The 2,939-nt window shown below is 72.8% G+C and carries 4 protein-coding genes and 1 pseudogene; 3 read left to right on the forward strand and 2 right to left on the reverse strand.

What is annotated here, in order from left to right; all coding sequences use genetic code 11:
• Nucleotides 1–92: 92 nt before the first annotated feature.
• On the reverse strand, nt 93–509 hold the full coding sequence (gene ssgD, locus C1J00_RS41355; RefSeq protein WP_102913970.1) for a spore wall synthesis regulator SsgD: 417 nt from the start codon (nt 507–509) through the stop codon (nt 93–95).
• Nucleotides 510–766: 257 nt separating this feature from the next.
• Here ssgD and C1J00_RS41360 point away from each other — a divergent pair, with 257 nt between their 5' ends.
• Entirely contained in the window at nt 767–1,861 is a 1,095-nt protein-coding gene (locus C1J00_RS41360; protein WP_102913971.1) for a WD40/YVTN/BNR-like repeat-containing protein, read from the forward strand.
• A 70-nt stretch (nt 1,862–1,931) separates the two neighbouring features.
• Entirely contained in the window at nt 1,932–2,255 is a 324-nt protein-coding gene (locus C1J00_RS41365; RefSeq protein ID WP_102913972.1) for a plasmid stabilization protein, read from the forward strand.
• Nucleotides 2,256–2,265: 10 nt separating this feature from the next.
• On the opposite strand, the pseudogene C1J00_RS41370 reads toward C1J00_RS41365, so the two are convergent.
• A pseudogene (locus C1J00_RS41370) lies at nt 2,266–2,557 on the reverse strand (YciI family protein).
• Between the two features lie 62 nt (nt 2,558–2,619).
• On the opposite strand from C1J00_RS41370, the gene C1J00_RS41375 reads away from it, so the two are divergent.
• A partial coding sequence (locus tag C1J00_RS41375; RefSeq protein ID WP_146046370.1) for an endonuclease V occupies nt 2,620–2,939 on the forward strand: 320 nt, incomplete at its 3' end.

The following is a 2,939-nucleotide window of genomic DNA, read 5'->3' on the forward strand; positions in this document are numbered from 1 at the left end:
GGCCGGGAGTGCCGGCCCGGGGACCTACGGGGGGCCGGCGGACCCGCTCGGCCACGGTGAGGTCAACGCCCTCCTGGGGCGCTCCCGTCGGCTCAGCACGCGTCCCGCATCAGCTCGGCGAGACCGTGGTCCAGATCCAGCTGGAGGTGCTCCAGACCGACGGCCACGAGTTCGCTCGTGGCCTCCAGGAACCGGCGGATCTCGCTGGAGCGGACGTGGACCACGGCGGTGCCCTCGGGGGCGTGGAACTCCAGCACCGTGCGGTCGTAGCCGTAGGGCCGCACGCGCACGTCCCCGTGCCCCTCGGCGTTCTTCTGGCCCGCGGCGAGCAGCTCACGGGAGAAGGTCCAGCAGACCTCGACGCCCTCCAGCGTGGCCGGGGCGGGGAAGGTCATACGGACGGCGAAAGGATCACGCCGGTCGTAGTGCAGCGTCGCGGGAATGCTCGGCATACGCGGCGCGGCGGCGACGAGGCGGGCCTCCACGGGCTGCTCGATGACGATGGACAACGCCTTGCTCCCTTGTGACGGCTGGGCGGACACTTCCGGGCGGATGAGGCCGGGCACTGGAAGAGACGACGGAATCAGCCAATCCGTGCACACGAAATGCGAGTGACCTCTGTCACCGTGTTCATGCACCAGAGTGACGTGACTCTCCTCCTGTGCCCCGAAGGGCACTTGTGGCACCCTCCGCAGCACCCGGAGCGCCGGTGAGGCCATCTGGACGGCACCCGGGTGGTGGGCTAGCTTCCCCCGCCATGAGGCGCATGGGGAGCACGCGACCGGCGGGACGAACACGCAGCAGGGCGACCGCGCTGGCGGCCTGCGCGGCGGCACTGGCAGCCCTGACGGGCGCACCGGCACAGGCGCACGAACCGGAGCGCCGGGTGCCGCACTGGGAACTCAAGGACACCGGCACCCCGGAGACGCGGTTCCGGGGCCTCGCCGCAGTCAGCCGGAACACCGCCTGGGTCGCCGGTACGGGCGGCACCGTGCTGCGCACCACCGACGCCGGGGCGACCTGGCGGAACGTCTCACCGCCCGGCGCGGGGGAGTTGCAGTTCCGGGACGTCGAGGCGTTCGACGCGCGCCGGGCCGTGGTCCTGGCCATCGGCGAGGGCGAGGCGTCCCGGGTCTACCGCACCGACGACGGCGGAGCGACCTGGACGGAGTCCTTCCGCAACACCGACCCCAAGGCCTTCTACGACTGCCTCGCCTTCTTCGACCACCGCCACGGCCTCGCGATGAGCGACCCGGTGGACGGCAAGTTCCGCCTCCTGTCGACCGGCGACGGTGGCCGTACCTGGAAGGTGCTGCCGGACCGTGGCATGCCGGCCGCGCAGGAGGGCGAGGCCGGTTTCGCGGCGAGTGGCCAGTGCCTGGTGACGTCCGGGCCGAAGGACGTCTGGCTCGCCACCGGCGGGGCCGCACGCGCACGTGTGCTGCACTCCGCCGACCGGGGCCTCACCTGGACGGCCACCGACACGCCCCTCCCGGCGGGCGACCCGGCCCGCGGCGTCTTCGCGCTCGCCTTCCGCGACCGCACCCGGGGCCTCGCCGTCGGTGGCGACTACCGGCCCGACCAGCCCTCGCCGCGCGCCGCCGCACGCACCTCCGACGGCGGCCGCTCCTGGCGCCCGGCCGCCACACCCCAGCCCGCCTACCGCTCCGGCGTCGCCTGGCTCCCGCACAGCCGCACCGCCGCCCTCGCCGTCGGTCCCGGCGGCACCGACCTCACCACGGACGCCGGCCGCACCTGGCGGACCGTCGACACCGGTTCCTACGACACCGTCGACTGCACACCGGACCACGGGTGCTGGGCCGCCGGTGAGAAGGGCCGCGTTGCCCGCCTGGAGCACTGAGCATGCGGGGTGCCCTGATCGTTGGCAATGTGGGTACTCGTTCACTGATCGTGAAAGGAAGTGAGCGAGAATGCCACGCGGTTCGAGCTCCAAGCGGGAGCGCCAGTACGAACACATCAAGGACAGTGCGCAGGACCGGGGCGAGAGCACCGGCCGCGCCAAGGAGATCGCCGCGCGGACGGTGAACAAGGAACGCGCCCGCTCCGGCGAGTCGAAGACGGCCAGCCGCACCTCCACGAAGGACATGTCGTCCGGCAAGCGCGGTGGCCAGCGGTCGGGGCAGGGCTCCCAGGGCCCCACCTACGACCAGCTGTACCAGGAGGCCAAGCGCAAGGGCGTCGAAGGCCGTTCCAGCATGAACAAGAGCCAGCTGCAGCGCGCACTGGGCAAGTGAGGCGGACGCCTCAGAGGGTCTCCCGGTAGGCCTCCAGCGCGGGCGCCGTCTTCGTCGCCGTGAACTCGGTGACGCGGTACGCGCACACGCCCGCGGTGACGAACGGGTCCTCCGCGGTGACCTCCTCGTTTCGCGCGCGATCCCCCGCGACGGCGATGATCACCCCGCCGTCGCGGGGGGCCTTGCGCCCGGAGGCGAGGAAGACCCCTGCCGGTGCCGCTCGTCGAGCCGGTCAAGGTGCTCCTTCAGCGCGGCGTCGACGGCTTCCAGCGGGGCGGTGTCGTCAGCTCCGGCACGAACATGATCGGGAGGCCACCCCCGGGCCTGCGTCCGGCCGCCGGGGAGCCCGTAGGCTCAGGCCACCATGACGACCGTACGCATCCCCGAAGGCTGGCCCACCACAGAGGAACAGGCCCGCGCCGTCCAGGACGAACTGCGCGCACGCGTGATCCTCGACGAGCCGGGCCCGCCGCCCGGAACGGGCCGGGTGACCGGGGTCGACGTCGCCTACGACGACGAACGGGACGTCGTCACGGCGGCCGCGGTCGTCCTGGACGCTGCGAGCCTCGAAGTCGTCGCCGAGGCCACCGCGGTGGGCCGGATCTCCTTCCCTTACGTACCCGGTCTGCTCGCCTTCCGCGAGATCCCCACGGTCCTCGCCGCCCTCGACGCCCTGCCCTGCCC

This window comes from Streptomyces cahuitamycinicus (assembly GCF_002891435.1).
GTDB lineage: Bacteria > Actinomycetota > Actinomycetes > Streptomycetales > Streptomycetaceae > Streptomyces > Streptomyces cahuitamycinicus.

Bases quoted from the DNA above. Each gene is read 5' to 3' on its own strand.
- C1J00_RS41360 (WP_102913971.1), top strand. From the start codon at position 767: ATGGGGAGCACGCGACCGGCGGGACGAACACGCAGCAGGGCGACCGCG.
- C1J00_RS41365 (WP_102913972.1), top strand. From the start codon at position 1,932: ATGCCACGCGGTTCGAGCTCCAAGCGGGAGCGCCAGTACGAACACATC.